The 17,926-nt window shown below is 72.2% G+C and carries 16 protein-coding genes and 1 riboswitch; of the genes, 9 read left to right on the forward strand and 7 right to left on the reverse strand.

Going from position 1 to position 17,926, the window contains the following annotated elements:
* Positions 1-303: 303 nt before the first annotated feature.
* The 4 genes from O7626_RS30945 to O7626_RS30960 all read left to right on the forward strand — a co-directional run bounded on the left by O7626_RS30945 (position 304) and on the right by O7626_RS30960 (position 4,333).
* The gene (locus O7626_RS30945) at positions 304-1,089 is read left to right on the forward strand and encodes a hypothetical protein (RefSeq protein ID WP_278064559.1); all 786 of its coding nucleotides are present in this window, start codon (positions 304-306) and stop codon (positions 1,087-1,089) included.
* 188 nt (positions 1,090-1,277) lie between these two features.
* The gene (locus O7626_RS30950) at positions 1,278-2,933 is read left to right on the forward strand and encodes a ferredoxin reductase family protein (RefSeq protein WP_278064560.1); all 1,656 of its coding nucleotides are present in this window, start codon (positions 1,278-1,280) and stop codon (positions 2,931-2,933) included.
* A 38-nt stretch (positions 2,934-2,971) separates the two neighbouring features.
* Positions 2,972-3,478: an FMN-binding protein gene (locus O7626_RS30955; protein ID WP_278064561.1), complete on the forward strand. Its 507-nt coding sequence runs from the start codon at positions 2,972-2,974 to the stop codon at positions 3,476-3,478.
* 42 nt (positions 3,479-3,520) lie between these two features.
* Positions 3,521-4,333, forward strand: coding sequence for an FAD:protein FMN transferase (locus tag O7626_RS30960; RefSeq protein WP_278066394.1), 813 nt, complete (start codon positions 3,521-3,523; stop codon positions 4,331-4,333).
* A 102-nt stretch (positions 4,334-4,435) separates the two neighbouring features.
* Here the strand turns inward: O7626_RS30960 and O7626_RS30965 are convergent, their stop codons facing one another.
* Entirely contained in the window at positions 4,436-5,086 is a 651-nt protein-coding gene (locus O7626_RS30965) for a hydrolase (RefSeq protein WP_278064562.1), read from the reverse strand.
* Between the two features lie 278 nt (positions 5,087-5,364).
* Between O7626_RS30965 and O7626_RS30970 the strand changes: the two genes are divergently transcribed.
* The 5 genes from O7626_RS30970 (at position 5,365) to O7626_RS30990 (ending at position 8,583) form a co-directional block, all read left to right on the forward strand.
* Entirely contained in the window at positions 5,365-5,568 is a 204-nt protein-coding gene (locus tag O7626_RS30970) for a hypothetical protein (protein WP_278064563.1), read from the forward strand.
* A 150-nt stretch (positions 5,569-5,718) separates the two neighbouring features.
* Positions 5,719-5,937, forward strand: a complete 219-nt coding sequence (locus tag O7626_RS30975; RefSeq protein WP_278064564.1) for a hypothetical protein — start codon at positions 5,719-5,721, stop codon at positions 5,935-5,937.
* Positions 5,934-6,587, forward strand: coding sequence for an SRPBCC domain-containing protein (locus O7626_RS30980; RefSeq protein WP_278064565.1), 654 nt, complete (start codon positions 5,934-5,936; stop codon positions 6,585-6,587). Before O7626_RS30975 ends, O7626_RS30980 begins: the two co-directional genes overlap by 4 nt.
* Positions 6,588-6,639: 52 nt before the next feature.
* Positions 6,640-7,311 carry a DNA alkylation repair protein gene (locus tag O7626_RS30985; RefSeq protein WP_278064566.1) on the forward strand — a complete coding sequence of 224 codons (672 nt, stop codon included), beginning with the start codon at positions 6,640-6,642 and terminating at the stop codon, positions 7,309-7,311.
* A 107-nt stretch (positions 7,312-7,418) separates the two neighbouring features.
* Positions 7,419-7,552, forward strand: a riboswitch (cyclic di-AMP (ydaO/yuaA leader).
* A 2-nt stretch (positions 7,553-7,554) separates the two neighbouring features.
* Positions 7,555-8,583 (forward strand): hypothetical protein, encoded by a 1,029-nt coding sequence (locus tag O7626_RS30990; RefSeq protein WP_278064567.1) that lies wholly within the window; start codon positions 7,555-7,557, stop codon positions 8,581-8,583.
* A 44-nt stretch (positions 8,584-8,627) separates the two neighbouring features.
* Here O7626_RS30990 and O7626_RS30995 read toward each other — a convergent pair whose 3' ends face one another.
* The 6 genes from O7626_RS30995 to O7626_RS31020 form a co-directional block, all read right to left on the reverse strand.
* Positions 8,628-10,745, reverse strand: a complete 2,118-nt coding sequence (locus O7626_RS30995) for a hypothetical protein (RefSeq protein WP_278064568.1) — start codon at positions 10,743-10,745, stop codon at positions 8,628-8,630.
* Between the two features lie 162 nt (positions 10,746-10,907).
* Positions 10,908-13,283: a glycoside hydrolase family 65 protein gene (locus O7626_RS31000; RefSeq protein WP_278064569.1), complete on the reverse strand. Its 2,376-nt coding sequence runs from the start codon at positions 13,281-13,283 to the stop codon at positions 10,908-10,910.
* Entirely contained in the window at positions 13,280-14,068 is a 789-nt protein-coding gene (locus O7626_RS31005; RefSeq protein ID WP_278064570.1) for a beta-phosphoglucomutase family hydrolase, read from the reverse strand. The genes O7626_RS31000 and O7626_RS31005 overlap by 4 nt, the downstream gene beginning before the upstream one ends.
* Positions 14,069-14,206: 138 nt before the next feature.
* On the reverse strand, positions 14,207-15,742 hold the full coding sequence (locus O7626_RS31010; RefSeq protein ID WP_278064571.1) for a multicopper oxidase domain-containing protein: 1,536 nt from the start codon (positions 15,740-15,742) through the stop codon (positions 14,207-14,209).
* Positions 15,743-15,892: 150 nt separating this feature from the next.
* Positions 15,893-16,357: a DUF4442 domain-containing protein gene (locus tag O7626_RS31015; protein ID WP_278064572.1), complete on the reverse strand. Its 465-nt coding sequence runs from the start codon at positions 16,355-16,357 to the stop codon at positions 15,893-15,895.
* Positions 16,358-16,738: 381 nt separating this feature from the next.
* Entirely contained in the window at positions 16,739-17,872 is a 1,134-nt protein-coding gene (locus O7626_RS31020) for a hypothetical protein (protein ID WP_278064573.1), read from the reverse strand.
* Positions 17,873-17,926: the final 54 nt, after the last annotated feature.

Consider the following 17,926-nt stretch of genomic DNA (forward strand, 5'->3'; position numbering starts at 1 on the left):
GTCCGATGTGCACCGCCGGGTCGAGCCCGAGGCGGCATGGCGGTGCGGCGTCGTCCGCCGGGCCGCCACACCGGGCCGCCAGACCGGAGCCGCCAGGTCACCGGGCCGCCAGGTCACCGGGCCGGCGGACTGCCGGTGGACTGCGGCTGCGACACTTCCCGGTGTCGGCGGCCCGCGCCGGTCAGTTCCGGCCGGGCCGCTCCGGCCGCCGGTCCCCACCGGCGCAGCTTCCAACAACCCCGGCAGGCCGCTCGCACCGGCCCGGACGGGCGCGACCGCAATACTTACCCTCGAAAGGCAACGATGTCCACATATCCACCCCCGGGCTACGGTCCGGACGGGCCTTCCCAGGACCCTCGCCAGTCTGGCGGGTACGGCGCTCCGGGAGCCGGCGGCGACTCCGGCTACCCGCCGCCCGGCTCGGGCTCCTACCCGCCGCCCGGCTCGGGCTCCTACCCGCCGCCCGGCTCGGGCTCCTACCCGCCGCCCGGCTCGGGCTCCTACCCGCCGCCCGGCTCGGGCTCCTACCCGCCGCCCTCGGGCTCGGGCTCGTACCCGCCGCCGTCCGGTTACCCGGCGCAGGGCGACTACCCGTCGGCGCCGGGCTCGCCGGCCGGACCTGCGGGGCAGACCGGCACCCCGGTCCCGCCGAAGAAGAGCAAGGCGCCGCTGATCGTCGGCATCGTCCTCGGCGTCCTGCTGCTCTGCTGCGGCGGCGGCACGGCGGCGGTCCTCTGGGCCGGTGACGACGAGGACCCGTCGAACGTCTCCGCCGAGCAGACCCCGACCCCGAAGCCGAGCGCAAAGACGACGCCGCCGAAGGGCAAGCCGTCGCCGACCCCGGAGGAGGACTCGGTGGAGGGCAACCTCGACCAGTTCAAGAAGGGCGACTGCCTCACCCTCGACGACTCCGGCAAGGTCGAGGAGGCAAGTTGCGGTGCCCGGGGCGCGCTCAAGGTGCTGCTCCGCAAGGACGGCACCATCAGCGAGTCCGCCTGCGAGAAGACCGACTACACGCAGTACCTCTACCAGGACGGCACGATCGGGACGCTCCAGGACTTCATCCTGTGCGTAGCCCCGGCCCGCTGACGCCCGAGCCGATGTCGGCCCGCCCCCTCGCGGCCCGTGAGGGGGCGGGCCGACAGGGGGCGGGACGCGCGGCGACGCGGTCGACGGCCGGGTCGCTTCCTTAGCCAGCAACCAAGCGATTCTTAAGACTGAACTAAGCGGGCCGCTCGGGCTTGGTTTCCGACACATCGACCCGGTACATATTCTTCGTGACTCGTCGTCGGGATGTCGATACGGCCGAGCCGCTCACCGAATGGGTGACCGGCCTGCTGCCCCGGGTGCCGTCCGAGGACCCCTACGACCGGCCACCCCGGGGGCGTGACCGCGAGGGGTACGACGAGTTCGACAGGTACGCCCCCGCCGAACCCGCGGATCCGGCGGACGCCTGGTCGAATCCGTCGCGCGGCCGGGAGCCGTCGCGTGGCCGGGAGCCGTCGCGCGGCAGGAACTCCTGGTCGTACGCGGACCAGGCCCCGGCGTACCGGCCCAACCCGATCAGCGGGGCCGCCGAGGCGGCCCGGCACCGGGAGACCGCCGAGGTCGAGCCGTACGACCGCAGCGGCCGGCTCTTCTTCCACATCGTCTTCTGGTCGGCGCTGGCCACCAGTGTCTATCTCTGGTGGCTGAACACCCCGACCGGCTCGATCCGGAACACCGCCGACATCCTGATCGCCGGTGGCCGGCTCACCGGCATGGTCGGCGGGTTCCTGCTGCTCGCCCAGGTGCTGCTGATGAGCCGGGTGCGCTGGCTGGAGCGCTGGATCGGCGCGCACTCGCTGCTGATCTGGCACCGGGAGCTGGGCGCCTTCCTGCTGCTGGCCATCCTGGCGCACGCCGGGCTGATCGCGGTCGGCTACAGCAAGCTGACCAACACCCCGATCGTCGAGGGCACCTGGACGCTGCTGAGCACGTACGAGGACATGATCAGCGCGACGGTGGCCACCGGCATCCTGGTCGGCATCGCGCTGCTGGCCATCCGGGCGATCCGCCGGATGATGAACTACGAACTCTGGTACTACCTGCACCTGAGCACCTACCTGGTGCTGCTGTTCAGCTACGGCCACCAGTTCGCCACCGGGCGGGAGCTGTCCAAGCCGGGCTTCGGGATGTACTTCTGGGCCGGGCTCTACGTCTTCGTCGTCGCCTGTGTCCTGTGGGGACGGATCATCTCCCCGATCGCGTTCAACCTGCGGCACCGGCTGCGGGTCGAGGACGTGGTGCCGGAGGCGTTCGAGATGGTCTCCATCTACATCTCCGGCAACCGACTGGACGAGCTGGACGCCCGCGCCGGGCAGTACTTCCGGTGGCGGTTCCTGACCAAGGGCTGCTGGTGGCAGGCGCACCCGTTCTCGCTCTCGGCCGCGCCGAACGAGCAGTGGCTGCGGCTGACCGTCAAGGTCGTCGGCGACCACACCGAGTCGCTGCAATACCTGGAGCCCGGCACCCGGATCTTCGCCGAGGGGCCGTCCGGGGTCTTCACCGCCGACCGGGCGATCCGGCCCCGGGCCCTGCTGATCGCCGGTGGCAGCGGCATCGCGCCGATCCGGGCGCTGCTGGAGGACCTGCCCGAGCAGACCGTGGTGATCTACCGCTCGCGCAGCGAGGAGGAGCTGCTCTTCCGCGACGAGCTGGACTTCCTGGCCCGCTCCCGCAACGCCCAGGTCTGGTACGTCATCGGTTCCCGCGACGACCCGGCACCCCGGCATCTCTTCACCGCGAAGGGCATGCGCGAGCTGGTGCCGGACGTACGCCGTCGGGACGTCTACCTCTGCGGCCCGCCCGGCCTGGTCGACGTCTCGATGCGGACGATGCGCAAGCTCCGGGTGCCGCGCCGGCAGATCCACCTCGACCCGTTCGAATTCTGACCCCCCGCACACCCCCACCCCCTACGGAGGTAACTCCCGTGCGTCGTGCCGCCTTCGCCGTCCTCGGTACCGCCATCGGCGCCAGCCTGCTGATCGGCGCCAAGCTCGGCACCTCGACCGAAGCCCCCGGCGACCAGGTGGCGCTGGAGGAGGAGACCGACGGCGGGGCCGCCGCCGCGCCACCGGCCGGCAGCACGCCGGGCGCGAAGAAGACCACCGCGCCGCCGGCCAAGAAGCCCCCGGCGAAGGCTCCGGCGGGCGGCCTGAAGGACGGCACCTACGCGGGGGCGACCGCCAACTACGACTACGGTGCGATCAAGGTGACCATCACGGTCGCCGGTGGCAAGGTCACCGACGCCGACGCCAGCTATCCGGACGAGGACCCGACCAGCGCCAGCATCAACCAGGGCGCGATCCCGAAGCTGCGCCAGCAGGCGCTCGCGGCCACCAGTGCCAGCAAGGTGAACACGGTCTCCGGGGCGAGTCTGACCAGTGCGGCCTACAAGGCGTCGTTGCAGTCCGCGCTCGACAAGGCGAAGGCCTGAGCGGCGATGGGTACCGCCGGGCTGCGTCGGGTCGAGCAGATCATGGGTACGCCGATAAGCGTGCAGCTCACCGACCCGCTGCCGCCCCGGCGCCTTGCGGCGCTCGCCGAGCAGACGTTCGACTGGTTCCGCGAGGTGGACGAGCGGTTCAGCACCTACAAGGAGCACAGCGAGGTCAACCGCTTCCACCGGGGCGAGCTGTCCATCCAGGACTGTTCGGCCGACCTGCGGCTGGTGGTCGAGGCCTGCGCCGACCTGTGGCGGGAGACCGACGGCTACTTCGACGCGTACGCCACCGGCCGGTTCGACCCGTCCGGCTATGTGAAGGGCTGGTCGGTGCAGGTGGCGTCGGACCGGCTGCTGGCGGCCGGCTGCCGGTCGCACTGGATCAACGCGGGCGGGGACATCCGGGCCCGGGGCGGCCCGCGTCCGGGTGAGCCGTGGCGGATCGGCATCCGGCACCCGTGGCAGGCGGACCAGATCTGCTGGGTACTCGGCGGGAACGACTTCGCGATCGCCACCTCCGGGACGTACGAGCGGGGCTTCCACGTGGTCGACCCGTACCGGGGTGCTCCGGCCACCGAGCTGACCTCGGTCACCGTGGTCGGCACGGATCTCGGCCGCACCGACGCGTACGCCACCGCCGGGGTGGCGATGGGGCAGGCCGGGCTGCGCTGGCTGGCCGATCTGCCGGAGTACGAGGTCGGCATCGTCACCTCCGAGGAACTCTGCTACCGCACCGACGGCTTCCCGGTGCTGCCGCTCGACCCGGACGCGCCGGGGCCGCCGTCACCGGCGCACTCCGATGTCACCGGCCAGCCCGCCCACGGCTGGGCCGACGGCCGGCGGAGCTGACGGCCGGCGGAGCTGACGGCCGGCGGAGCTGACGGCCGGCGGAGCTGCCGAGGGCGGAGCTGCCGGAACGGAACCGGCGGGGAGGAGCCGGCGGGAGCGGGGTCAGCCGGGCAGTCGGCCGACGAACCACTCCGCCGCCTCCCGGGCCACCTGGTCCAGGGTGCCGGGTTCCTCGAAGAGGTGGCTGGCACCGGGCACCACCCGCAGTCGCGCACCGGCGTCGAGGTCGCCAAGCGCCAGGTCGTTGAGCCGCAGTACCTCGTCGTCCAGGCCGCCGACCAGCAGCAGGGTTCCGGCGCGTACCCGGGGCAGGTCGGCGCCGGCCAAGTCCGGGCGCCCGCCCCGGGAGACGACCGCGTACACCTGGTCGGGGCGCTGCGCGGCGGCGCGGAGCGCGGCGGCGGCTCCGGTACTCGCCCCGAAGAGCCCGATCGGCAGCCGGCCGGCCGGTTGCGCTGTCGACAGCCAGTCGACGACGCCGACGAGTCGGTCGGTGAGCAGGCCGATGTCGAAGCGCAGTTCCCCGGTCCGGTCGTCGAGCGCCTCCTCGTCCCGGGTCAGCAGGTCGACGAGTACGGTGGCCAGGCCGCTGCGGTTGAGCGCCTCGGCCACCATCCGGTTGCGCGGGCTGTGCCGGGAGCTGCCGCTGCCGTGTGCGAACAGGACGATCCCGCGCGCGTCGGCGGGGACGACCAGGTCGCCGACGAGGCGTACCTCCCCGGCCGGAATGGTGGTCTCGGTGGTTCCGTCCATCGGCTGCCTCTCCTGCCTGTCGCCGGGCGCGTTCGGCCGCGTACCACCGACCCGCCGCTCCGTCGGTCCCACCCGGCGCCTCCGGTCCGGTTTCAGCCGGCGGTTTCGGTCCGGTCTCAGCCGGCGGTTTCGTCCGGCTTACCCGCCGGTGCCCGGGTCAACCACCCGGCCGCCCCGGAACGGGGTTTGCGGCTGCCTGACCGGGGAAGGCCACCGCAGCATCCGACTAGACGCCGGCCGGCCGCCGTGCCGACCGGCGGAGGAACGGAAGGGGCGCTATGGCCCGCCACAAATCCGGCAAGGCGAAGTCCAGCTCGGCCCGGACCGACGACGCGGGGCAGCAGGCCCCCGACCGGAGCGAATGGGCGGACGAGGCGGCCAAGGCGAGGTCGCTCGACGACCCGCGCCGGATGCCGCCGCGCGACGCGGTAGGCATGCCGTCCAGCGGCGAGCGGTACTCGGAGGATCCGCGCGACCACTGACCGGGCGACGGCAGCCCGGCACGAACCGATCGACGATCCGCTGTCAGATCCTTGGAGACCCGTGGTCAGTCTCGACCATGAGTCTCCAAGGATCTTTTTGCAGCAATATCAGTGTTGACTTAATTAAGTTATAGCTGACATAGTTCCCGGGTGCACACGTTCGACACCCCCGCGCGCCGGGGCGGGCCGACAGCGGTCAGCCGGGAGATCGGCAGCTGGCTGGAACGCCTCCGGCTGTTCTGGAGCCAGCGCCTCGACGCGCTGGCCGGCGAACTCGCCCGCCGTGAAGGCGAACGCCCCGAACAGCACGTCACCGGCGCGGACACCGCCGGAACACCGGACCAGCCCGTCAACGAGGAGAACCCGTGATCGACATCGTCAACCAGATCAACGCCACCCAGCGGGAGATAGGCAACCAGGCGGTCACCGGCGGACCGGGGCGGTCGGTGCTGCTCCGCCGGAGCTACGACGCCCCGGTCGAGGACGTCTGGCACGCCTGCACCGACCCGGAGCGGCTCGGCCGATGGCTCGGCGTGGTCGAGGGCAACCTCCGGGTCGGCGGCAGGTTCCAGCTCAAGGAGAACGCCGGTGGCGAGATCCTGCGCTGCGAGGAACCCCGGCTGCTCAAGGTCACCTGGCTCTTCGGCGAGGGCATGCCGACCGAGGTGGAGGTACGACTGTCACCCGGCGAGGACGGCCGGACCCTCTTCGAGCTGGAACACGCCTCACCGGCCCAGATCGTCGACGAACTCGTCAACACCTACGGTCCGGGCGGCACGATCGGCATCGGCGTCGGTTGGGACCTCGCGCTGCTCGGCCTCGACCTCTTCCTGCGCGACGTCGAATTCGATCCCGCCAGCTGGCAGCACACCCCCGAGGCAAGGGACTTCGCCACCCGCGGCTGCCACGCCTGGGGACGGGCGGTCCAGGTCGCCTGGGGGACGAGTGACGACGACGTCGCCACCGCCGTCGCGTTCGCGACGCAGCACTTCGTCCCCGAGACCGACAGCGCCGGCTGACGGCCCCCGTCGCCCGGTGGGCGAATGAGCACAGCACAATCAGGAGGTGCCGATGACCGAGCCGGGAGTGCCCGAGGTGATGGCCGAGCTGGCCGCGTTGGACGACCCGAAGATGCGCGAGGCGAACGAGAGACACGGTGACGACCACGGGGTGAACCTCGGCCAGCTGCGCGCGCTGGCCAAGCAGCTGAAGACGCAGCAGGACCTCGCCCGCCAGCTCTGGCGGACGGAGGACACCGCGGCCAGGCTGCTGGCGCTGCTGATCTGCCGCCCGAAGGCGTTCGACCGTGCCGAACTCGACACCATGCTGCGGCAGGCGCGCACGCCCAAGGTGCACGACTGGCTGGTCAACTACGTGGTGAAGAAGAACCCGCACGCCGAGGAGCTGCGGCTGACCTGGTTCGCCGACCCGGATCCGGTGGTCGCCAGCGCCGGTTGGGCCCTGACCAGCGAGCGGGTGGCGAAGAAGCCGGAGGGGCTCGACCTGCGCGGACTGCTCGACACCATCGAGGCGGAGATGAGGGACGCCCCGGATCGTCTCCAGTGGGCGATGAACAGCTGCTTGGCCCAGATCGGCATCGACCACCCCGGACACCGCGCCCGGGCGATCGACATCGGCGAGCGCCTACAGGTGCTCAAGGACTACCCGACGTCGCCCGGCTGCACGTCCCCGTACGCGCCCGTCTGGATCGGGGAGATGGTGCGCCGGCAGCGGGGCGGCTGACCCGGGGGGCACAAATTCCACGCCGGACTCCGCCGAATCCATGAATCGACCCGGTTGACCAGGTAGTCTGACTCCGGTTCCGCCCGGTGGCGCACCCCTCCGCGCCGGCGTGACCGCCGCCGAGTCACCCGTCAGGGTGAGCCGGGGACCCAGGTAGGTGGGGTGAGTCCGCAACCGCGGTAGGGGCTTGTTCCGTCCCGAACCCGTCAGCTAACCCGGTAGGCGGGCGACGGAGGGACATGCATGACGGGATCCACCCGCCGGCGGCTGCCGCTGGCCCTGGCCCTGATCGCCACGTTCGGCGCGCTCACCGGGGCGGCGCTCCGGCCGGACGTCGCGGAGGCGAACAGCCCCGCCGCACTCGGCGACGAGGGCGACACACCACTCTTACGCGACGTGCTCGAATCCACCGGCCGAGGCTACCTACAGGCGAAGAACGCGCTGGCCAACGCCAAGGCCCGGCAGGCGAAGATCGCCGCCGAGCTGCGCCGGGTGGAGGCACGGATCGCGGAGCTGCGCCCCCGGGTCGAGGAGGTGGCCCGGACGGCGTACCGGACGGGTCGGATCGGCCCGGTGCTGGCCCTCCTGCACAGCAGCTCGGCCGACGAGCTGCTGGAGCGCGCCCGTCGGCTGGAGGCGGTGGCGCTGCAGGACGACGACGCGCTGCGCGCGCTCGGCGAGGCTCGGGAGCGGGCCACCCGGGCGAAGCGGGCGCTGGACGCCCAGGTCGTCGAGGAGCGCCGGCAGCTCGCCATCATGCTGCGGCAGAAGCAGGCCGCCGAGCGGGCCCTGGCCCAGGTCGGCGGGGCCTCCACCGGAGGATTCGTCAACGCCAGCTCGCCGCTGGCCCGGCCGGCGCCACGGGCCGGCGACGGCTCCTGGCCGCCGCAGTCGTGCAGCCGGCCCGACCCGACCACCACCGGCTGCGTCACGCCGCGAACCCTGCACGCCTTCGCCGAGGCGCGCCAGGCCGGCTTCACCAGGTTCGCCGGCTGCTACCGCTCCGGCGGCCCGTACGAGCACCCGAAGGGGCGGGCCTGCGACTTCTCCGCCGAGCCGGGCGGGTTCCGTGGCGCCGCCAGCGGAGCCGACCGCACCTACGGCAACAATCTCGCCGCGTTCTTCGTCCGCAACGCCGACCGGATCGGCGTGCTCTACGTGATCTGGTACCGGCAGATCTGGTTACCGACCACCGGCTGGAAGTCGTACGGCGGGGCGCGCGGCGACCCGTCCAGCGACCACACCAACCACGTGCACCTGTCGCTGGTCTGACGCCCCGGGAGAACAGCCCCGGGAGACAAGCCCCGGCCAGGTTGTCACGGTGTGCTGGCGTCGCGATGGGTCACCTGGTAGGTGGCATCGACCGCATCGGTCTCCAGCAGCACCGTCAGCAGGCCGTCCGGCAGCGTGCAGGTGAGGGTGCGGTCGGCCGACGGGCTGAGGGTGTAGCAGTGCCGGATCCCGCTCTCGTCGAAGATCGAGATCGTCGCGTCGCCGGTCCCCGAGATGCGCTGGTAGCGGAACGCCTCGCGCACCGCGTGCTGGTCGGCCGGCACCGTGAAGCAGAACCCGAACCGCTCGCTGCCACTGGTGACCGTCAGGCCCGCCGGGTCGCGGGTCAGGACCGGGCAGGACGGCGGGGCGGCCACCCGCCGGAAGGCGAGCTGGTAGTCACCGGTCGGCTCCCCGCTCGCCTGGTTGTCGGCCACCACGAAGAACGGCGCGGTGCCGGTGAGCTCGCAGGAGTACTGGTAGAGCTGGAAGGCGTCACAGACGTAGCCACCCGTGGCGTCGAACACCGTCAGTTGGGGGTTCGCCACCCCGGCCGCGTCGCCCGGGGTCAGCCGTACCACCTTGGAGCCGGCGGCGCTGGGCAGTTCGAAGCAGTCGACCTCGCCCACCACGCCGAACTGTCCATGCTGGACCGTGCCGTCGTCACCGGCCGTGGCGCAGCCGGACGGGGCGACCGGGAGGAACGAAACCGCGTAACTGACGTCGTTGTCGACGATCGATCCCGGCGAGGAGCCGACCACCAGGGTGTACCGGCCGGCGGCGGGGAACTGGCAGTACGGCCAACCGGGGCAGACCGTCGTCCCGGTCCCGGTGCTGTCGACGATCCAGGCGGACACCTCGTTGTAGACGGTCGGCGCCACGAAGGTCAGGATCCGGTCACCGGCACGGCCCCGGAACGGCTGGCACTGGGTACCCACCGGCGACAGTTGCCGTACCGAGAGGGTCGGGCCGGTCCACTCCGTTCCGGTCGCCGGCGCGCAGCCCGCGTTGCGGATCAGCGCGGTCACCGCCACCTGGTAGGACTTCTCGTCCCAGGTCTGGCTACGCACGACCAGCGTGTAGTCACCGACCGTCGGCAGCGCACATGCGCGGCTCTGCGAGTACTGGTCGCAGATCTTTGCTCCGGCGTCGTCGTAGAGGTCCCACCAGAGGAGCTGGCTGTCGGCGATCCGCACCAGGACCGGGCCGGCCGCGCTGGTACGGATCTTGTGGCAGGCGAGGTCTCCGTCGAACCGCACGATGCCGGTACCGGTGTTGTCGCCCGGATCGCCGAACGCGGCGGGCCGGAGCAGCGGGCATCCGGCCGACTGGGACAGCCGGGACATCCGCAGCGTGTACGTGGCCTCGGCACCGTAGAGCTGGGTGAGGAAGAAGCGGTAGGGGCCCGCGCTGTCGAGCCGGCACTCCGTCGTATCGGCGATCGGACAGACCGGCTGCGAGTTGGCATCGAGTATCGCGCCGCGCACGCTGTGTCCGAGCGCCCGCAGCTGCAAGACGCTGCCGACCGGTTGGTTGAACCGGTAGCAGTGCCCCGCCGAACCGTTCGGCAACGTGGCAGTGATGCCGGGTGACGCGAACGAGAAGAAGGCGTTGGGCAACTGGGTGCAGGAGGACGGCGTCTTCAGCGAGTCGACGGCCACGGTGTAGTCGTTGGTGCCGCCCCAGTCGACCGTCACGGTGATCGTGTAGGTGCCGACCGCGCCCAGCTGGCACTGCGAGGAGGACCACAGATAGCAGGCGTGGGTACCGTCGGGCGCCGTGACGGCGGCGTGCACCGGTTCGCCGTCGCCCTCGTGGAAGGTCGCGTAGAGGACGTCACCGTTGCGCTGCGTCGTCACGGTGTAGAGGTGCCGCTCGTCGCCGCTGATCGACGGGCAGGTGACGATCTGCCCGAAGGGCAACGACCCGCCGCACGGCTCGGCGCCGGCCTTCGGCGCCGCCTTGGCCGGCGTGACCGCGACCGGAGTCGGCGTGGCCGCGACCGGCGATGGCGCGGCAGCGGACGCGGTCGGGGAGGCCGCGGCCCCTGGCGTGGGCGTCGTGGCCTGGGCCGCCGCGGGCGCGGCAAGACCGGCGGAGAGTACCGCCAGTGTCGCGGCGAGCGCCGCCCAGCCGGTGCGGTGGAAGGATTTCGGACGCATGGCATCGACGTGACCCACAGCAAACCCCCGTTACCCTCCGTCAAAATGCAGAGTCACAGGATTTTGCCATGTAGATATATCACTCGACAGTCCTCATTCGGACGCCGATGTCTGGCGCGGCGGCCAAGACCTCCGGCCAGGCGGACCGTCGGGATAGGACGGTCAGCTCGGCTCGCCCTCCGGAGCGCGCCGGACCGGGGCCCGACCGGCGGGCTGGGCCGGCTGCGGACCGGTCGGCCGGAACGGCGGGATCGGCCGGGTCACCTCCTCCAGGCAGGTGACCAGGACCTTCTCGCCGTGGTGCAGCAGCTCCAGGGCGTCGTCCGGTTCCCCGTCGCGCAGCGAGTACGTCGCCTCGTGCCGCCGTACGTCGACCCGCATGTGCACGCCCCGGTAGCGCAGCGAGAACTCCAGCCGGTCGATCCGGCTCGGCAGCCGGGGGGTGAAGGAGAGCGTCTCGGTGTGGTCGCGCATCCCGCCGAAGCCGGCGACCAGGGCGATCCAGGCCCCGGCCAGCGAGGCGACGTGCACGCCGTCCCGGGTGTTCTGGTTGAGGTCGTGCAGGTCCATCAGGGCCGCCTCGCCCAGATAGTCGTGCGCGAGTTCGAGATGCCCGGTCTCGGCCGCGAGTACCGCCTGGGTGCAGGCCGACAGCGACGAGTCGCGTACCGTCCGCCGCTCGTAGTAGGCGAAGTTGGCCGCCTTCTGCTCGTCGGTGAACGCGTCGCCGCGCCAGTGCATCGCCAGCACCAGGTCGGCCTGCTTGATCACCTGCTTGCGGTACAGGTCGAAGTAGGGATAGTTCAGCAGCAGCGGGTACTGCTCCGGCGGGGTGCCGGCGAAGTCCCACTCCTGGAACCGGGTGAAGCCCTCCACCTGCGGATGTACGCCCAGCTCCCGGTCGTACGGGATGTGCATGTCGTGTGCGGCGTCCCGCCAGGAGGCCGTCTCCTCGTCGTCGACGCCGAGCCGCCGGGCCTCCTCGCCGTGCCGGACGGCGGCCTCGGCGGCGGCCAGCAGATTCCGCTGGGCCATCAGGTTGGTGTAGACGTTGTCGTTCTTCACCGCCGTGTACTCGTCCGGCCCGGTCACCCCGTCCAGGTGGAACCGGCCGTCCCGGTCGTGGTGCCCGAGCGAACGCCAGAGCCGGGCGGTCTCCACCAGCAGCTCCAGCCCGACCTCGCGCTCGAACTGCACGTCGTCGGTCGCCTGCACGTACCGGCGTACCGCGTCGGCGATGTCGGCGGCGACGTGGAACCCGGCGGTGCCGGCCGGCCAGTACGCCGAGGTCTCCTGGCCCCGGATGGTCCGCCACGGGAAGGCGGCGCCGCGCAGGCCGAGGGTACGGGCCCGCTCCTGGGCCAGGTGCAGGGTGGAGTGCCGCCAGCGCAGCGCGGAGGCGACCGCCGGGGGCAGGGTGTAGGTCAGCACCGGAAGTACGAACGTCTCGGTGTCCCAGAACGCGTGCCCGTCGTACCCCGGTCCGGTCAGCCCCTTGGCGGCGATCGGCCGCAGTTCGGCGCGGGCGCCGGCCTGGAGCACGTGGAAGAGTCCGAACCGGACCGCCTGCTGCACCTCCGGGTCGCCCTCGACCCGGACGTCGGAGTCGTCCCAGAAGGTGTCGAGATAGCGGCGCTGCTCGCCGCAGAGCCCGTCCCAGCCGGAGAACTTGGCGCCGGCCAGTGCCGCCGCCACCTGGTCGCGCAGGGCCGGGCGGGACCGCCGGCTGGACCAGCCGTAGGCGACGAACTTGACCAGCCGGAGCTGCTCGCCCGGCTTGATCACGGAGGTGACGGTGGTCCGCGCCCAGTCCTCGTACGCCTCGGTGCCGACCAGCTTGCGTTCCGGCCCGTGCACCTCGTGGCTCATCGAGACGGCGACCCGCAGCCCGCTCGCCTTGGTGCGGTGGATCAGCAGCGCACCGTCGGCGTGCACCAGGCGCTCCTCGGCCTGCAACGGCGACTCCAGCACCGCCGCCACCCGGGGGTCCCGGCTCTGCGCCGGCAGTTGTTCGTTGGCGACCAGCTCGGACTGGATGATCAGCCGCATCGGGCCGTCGACCGGCTCCACCCGGTATTCGATCGCCGCCACCGAGCGCTGGGTGAACGAGACCAGCCGGGTCGAGCAGATCCGCACGGTACGCCCGGCCGGGGAGCGCCACTGCACCGACCGTTGCAGGGTGCCGCCGCGCAGGTCGAGCACCCGTTCGTGGCTGAGCAGTTCGCCGTACCGGACGTCGAACGGCTCGTCGTCGACGAGCAGCCGGATCGGCTTGCCGTTCGTGACGTTCACGATCGTCTGGCCGGATTCGGGGAAGCCGTAGCCCGCCTCGGCGTACGGCAGCGGTCGCAGCTCGTAGAAGGAGTTCAGGTAGGTCCCCGGCAGGCCGTGCGGCTCGCCCTCGTCCAGGTTGCCGCGCAGCCCGATGTGCCCGTTGGAGAGCGCGAACACGGATTCGGACTGGGCGAGTACGTCAAGGTCGAGCCGGGTCTCGCGGACGTGCCACGGCTCGACGGGATAGGCCCGCTCCCGGATCATCGGTGTCTCCTCGCGGTCACCGGACCACCTCCGGCCCCCCGCCCGGCTCCGGGCAGTAGTTCGGACAGGTCCCGCACCACGATGTCGGCGCCGTGCTCGCGCAACGCGTCGGCCTGGCCCACCCGGTCGACCCCGACCACGAAGCCGAAGTTGCCGGCCCGGCCCGCCGCCACCCCGGCCAGCGCGTCCTCGAAGACGACTGCCTGGTCGGGGCGTACCCCGAGCAGTTCGGCGCCGGCCAGGAAGGTGTCCGGATGCGGCTTGCCGCGCAGCCCGCGCGCCCGGGCGACGACCCCGTCCACCCGGGCCTCGACCATCGGTTCCAGGCCGGCGGCGGAGATCACGTCGGCGGCGTTCGCGCTGGCCGAGACGACGGCCCGGCGCAGCCCGGCGGCGCGGGCGGCGTGCAGGTAGTCCACCGATCCCTGGTACGCCAGCACCCCGTCGGTGCGGATCCGGGCGAGCAGGATGACGTTCTTGCGGTTGCCCACCCCGTGCACGGTGTCGGCGGTCGGCGGGTCGTCCGGTTCGCCCTCCGGCAGGGTGATCTGCCGGGATGCGAGGAAGGTCCGCACCCCGTCGGCCCGGGGGCGGCCGTCGACGTACCGGTTGTAGTCGTCGCCCGGGTCGAACGGCCGGAACGGTTCGCCGGTGATGGCGGATCGCCGCCGGAGGAAGTCGTCGAAGGTCTCCGCCCAGGCGGCGTTGTGCACCCGGGCGGTCTGGGTCAGCACGCCGTCGAGGTCGAAGAGGCATGCGGTCACATGCGCGGGTAGGCCCAACACGCCTAACAACCTAACCGGGAAGGCATCCCGGGGCACGGTTTACGGCTTGGCCACGCCGATACGCCCGGCCCCGCCCGGGCCGCCCGGTGACGGTGCCGCCGGGCGGGCCCGCGGCGTCGGTCGAGCGAGCCGCGCCGGTCAGCGGTGCTGGCCGTGACCGTGGCCGGCTGGTGGCCGACCCGGTCGCTGGCCCGGCTCGACCACCACGAACTGCCCCATCATCCCCTGGTCCTCGTGGTCGAGGATGTGGCAGTGGAACATGTACGGCACGTTCGGGTCGGCGTGGTCGGCGAACCGGGCGATGACCCGGACCGGCCGCCCGGCCGTCAGGAGTACGGTGTCCTTCCAGCCGGCGAGTTCCGGTGGCGGCGGCGCCCCGTCCACCGAGAGCACCTGGAACTGCACGTCGTGTACGTGGAAGCTGTGCGGCGTACCGTCCTGTTTGTCGAGTTCCCAGATTTCGGTGCTGTCCTTGGTGACCGCGAAGTCGATCCGGTCCGGGTCCATGGCGCGACCGTTGATCTGCCGGCCGCTCAACCGGAAGTGCCGCTGCTCGGCCGCCGAGGCCGGGTCGAGCCGGTCGACCGGGACCAGTCGCCTCGGCACCTCGGGCGCCGGTGCGAGCGTGCCGGCGGCCCGTAACTCCAGCACGTCGAAGGTGTCGTCGCCGCCGGTGAACCGGCTGTTGAGGAAGTCGACGCCGGTGTGCGGCGGGAAGCTGCGCAGCACCGGGCGCTCGCCGGGGCGCACCGACACCACGATCTCGGCCCGTTCGCCGGGCGAGAGCCGGATCCGGCCGGTCTGGTGCGGGGCGGCCAGCAGCCCGCCGTCGGTGCCGACCAGCGCGAATCCGCGCCCGTCCGCGAAGCCGAAGTCGTACGTCCGCCCGTTGGAGCCGTTCAGCAGCCGCAGCCGGACCCGCTCGGTCGTCACGTCGAGGTACGGCCCGACGGTGCCGTTGACCAGCAGGGTGTCGCCGAGGATGCCGACCCCGCCGAGGGCTCCCCGGCCGTGGTCGAAGCGCCCGTCGGAGCGGAACTTGCGGTCCTGAACGATCACCGGGAAGTCGTCGACGCCGTACCGGCGGGGCAGTGGGAGCGCCCGCGACGGCGCGTCGTCGAGCAGGAACATCCCGGCCAGCCCCCGGTAGACGTGCTCGGCGGTGGCGCCGTGCGGGTGCGGGTGGTACCAGAGCGTGGCGGCGGGCTGGTCGACCTTCCACCGCGGGGACCAGGTCGCGCCGGGCCGGACCATCTGGTGTGGCCCGCCGTCCATCGCGGCCGGCAGGTGCATGCCGTGCCAGTGCACGCTTGTCGGCTCGCCGAGCCCGTTGACGACGTTCACCAGCACCTCCTCGCCGCGCTCGGCCCGCAGGGTGGGGCCGAGGTAGTCGCCGTTGAAGCCCCAGGTGTGGGTCGGTCCGCCCGGACCGAAGTCCCGCTGGCCGGGCTGGGCCCGCAGGTCGAAGACCCGGCGTCCCCGGTCGTCGATCCGGGACGGCGCCAGCGGCGGTACGGCCAGCCGGTTGACGAAGTCCACCTCTCCCGTGGTGTCGACGACCGCACGGGTCCAGCCCCAGGTGGCCGCCGCCGTGCCGATTCCGCAGAGCAGCAGTACGACCGAGAAGACTCCGAGCAGCACCCGGAGCCAGCGCCGCGATCCCCCGCCGGCCATTCCGACACCTCCCATAACTCAGCTGACTACATGTAGGCTCCCTTCATATGTAGTGCCGCGTCCATAGCCGGCGGCGGAAGTCAGGGACGGTTCAGGGAGACCCGGACGAGATCCTCCGGGCTCCGGCGGGCGGCAGGCGGCGTGGGTGGCTCAGCGCGGCTTGAGTGTCCAGTGCACGGTCATCGCGGTGGTCGGCACGCCGTCCTCGGTGCCGATCTCGACCGACACCGGGAACTCCGGCCGGTCGCCGCGCTCGAACTCGGCCAGTACCTCGGCGGCCGGGCGGCCGAGCCGGGCGGTGGCCCGGACCGCTCCCATGGCCAGCCGCCGGTAGCGGATCTCCGCCCTGGTGGCCAGCGGCACCGCCCGCTCGAAGAGCTGACCGAACACGGCGAGCACCACGGCGCCGGAGGCGGTCTCGCCGAGCGTGAAGAGGGCCCCGGCATGCGGGCCGCCGACGTGGTTGTACGTCGGCGGCGAGTCGGGCAGCCGGACGACGGCGCGGATCCCGCCGGCCCCGTCCGGGGCCACCTCGACCAGCTCGAAGCCGAGGGTCCGGGCGAACGGTACGGCCTCGAGCAGGCCGGCGGCGATCTGCCGTACGTCGGGAGACATGGCCGTACGCTACTCGCTGGTAACTTCCGTCGGCAAGGCCCCGTGAGATGCGGGCGTGGGGATGGTCGCCGGGGAAACTGTCGAGCTGCCCCGCTTGTGCGCCCACCCTCCCGGGCGGCCCGAGTCCCGCTCCCGGCCTACCCCGAACCCCGCTCCCGGCCTGCCGGCCGACTCGAACCGCAGCACCACGTCGGCAATCCGGGCTTCCGTGCCCCGTCTGTGCACCCAGCTCGACAGTCTCCGCGCCGACTATCCCCCGCTCCGCCGCCGGGCCGCTCGTCCGGTCAGCCGGGCCGTCCGCCCAGCGATGAAAGGCCGGAAGACGGCCACCAAGAGATGCCCGATCAAGGGGTCACCCGGGCAACCCGCAAAGACGAGGCGCTAGAAGAGGCTGCCCAGGCTGCGCAGGATCTCCGCGTAGAAGTTCCCGTCGATGCTGCGGAACAGCGCGAACGGCTGGTCCGGGTTGCCGAAGAAGGGCCGCAGCGTCCAGGCCAGCTGGGTGCCGACGAACCCGAAGAGCAGGATCCAGATGTAGAGCAGGGTCATGCTCGCCGGGCGGGGGCCGCCGGCCGGGGAGTGCGGGCCGCCCGGCCGTCCGACCGGGTACGGGCCTGCGGCAGGGTAGCCGTACTGCGGCACGTAGAAACCGGGTGCCGGCTGGGCCGGGGCCACCTGCACCGGAGCCGCCGGCACGAGAGCCGGAGCCGCCGGAGCCACCTGCGCCGGAGCCGCCGTCTCGGCCGGAGCCGGCTGGGCGGGCGTCGGCTGGGCGGGCGTCGGCTGGGCAGACCCGGCCGGCGCGGCGGACGGAACCGGGGTGGTCGGGCCGTCCCCGTTGGCCGTGCTCGCCGGAGCCGCCGCCTCGCCGCCCGCAGCGCCCACCGCGACCGGGACCGGGACCGGCGGGACGTTCCCGGGCGCCGGCACGGCGGTGGCCGGCTGCGACACCTGCTGGGCCGGCACGGCCACGGCGGGCTGACCGGCGGTCGCGGCGGGCTGGTTGGCCGGCGCGAGCAGGCCGTGCGCGTTGAGCACCTGCATGCCGCTGGTCAGGAAGCGCAGCCCGACCAGCGCCGACAGGGCCAGGATCGCCACGTTGAGCAGCTTGAAGAAGGCGTAGTCCGGCGCGGTGACCAGGAAGAAGAGGCTGATCGGCGCGAACGCCACGGCCAGCATCGCGGTCACCGTGATCGCTACCATCACCATCGCGATGGCCTGCCGCACCGACAGCCGGGCCCCGAACACCAGGTTGAACAGATACAGCGTGGGCAGGCAGATGGCGAGCGTGACCAGGAAGAGCAGCGGCAGCTTCACCGCCGAGGTCAGGGCCATCAGGACACTTTGGAAGGCACCGAGCACGGCGCCGTAACAGGCCAGCGCGATCGCCGAGCTGGCCATCATCCGGCCGGTCAGCGCGTTCAGGTCGCGCTCGTCGACTATCTGCTGCCAGATGCCCTGCCGGTCACGGAGAATCCGCTCGATCACGAGCAGGCCGGGTCGTTCCTGGGACACGAGCGGTACTCCTCACTCCGACCACCGTCGACGGTGGGAATCGAAGAACGTTAA

This window comes from Micromonospora sp. WMMD1102 (assembly GCF_029626265.1).
Taxonomy (GTDB): Bacteria; Actinomycetota; Actinomycetes; order Mycobacteriales; family Micromonosporaceae; genus Plantactinospora.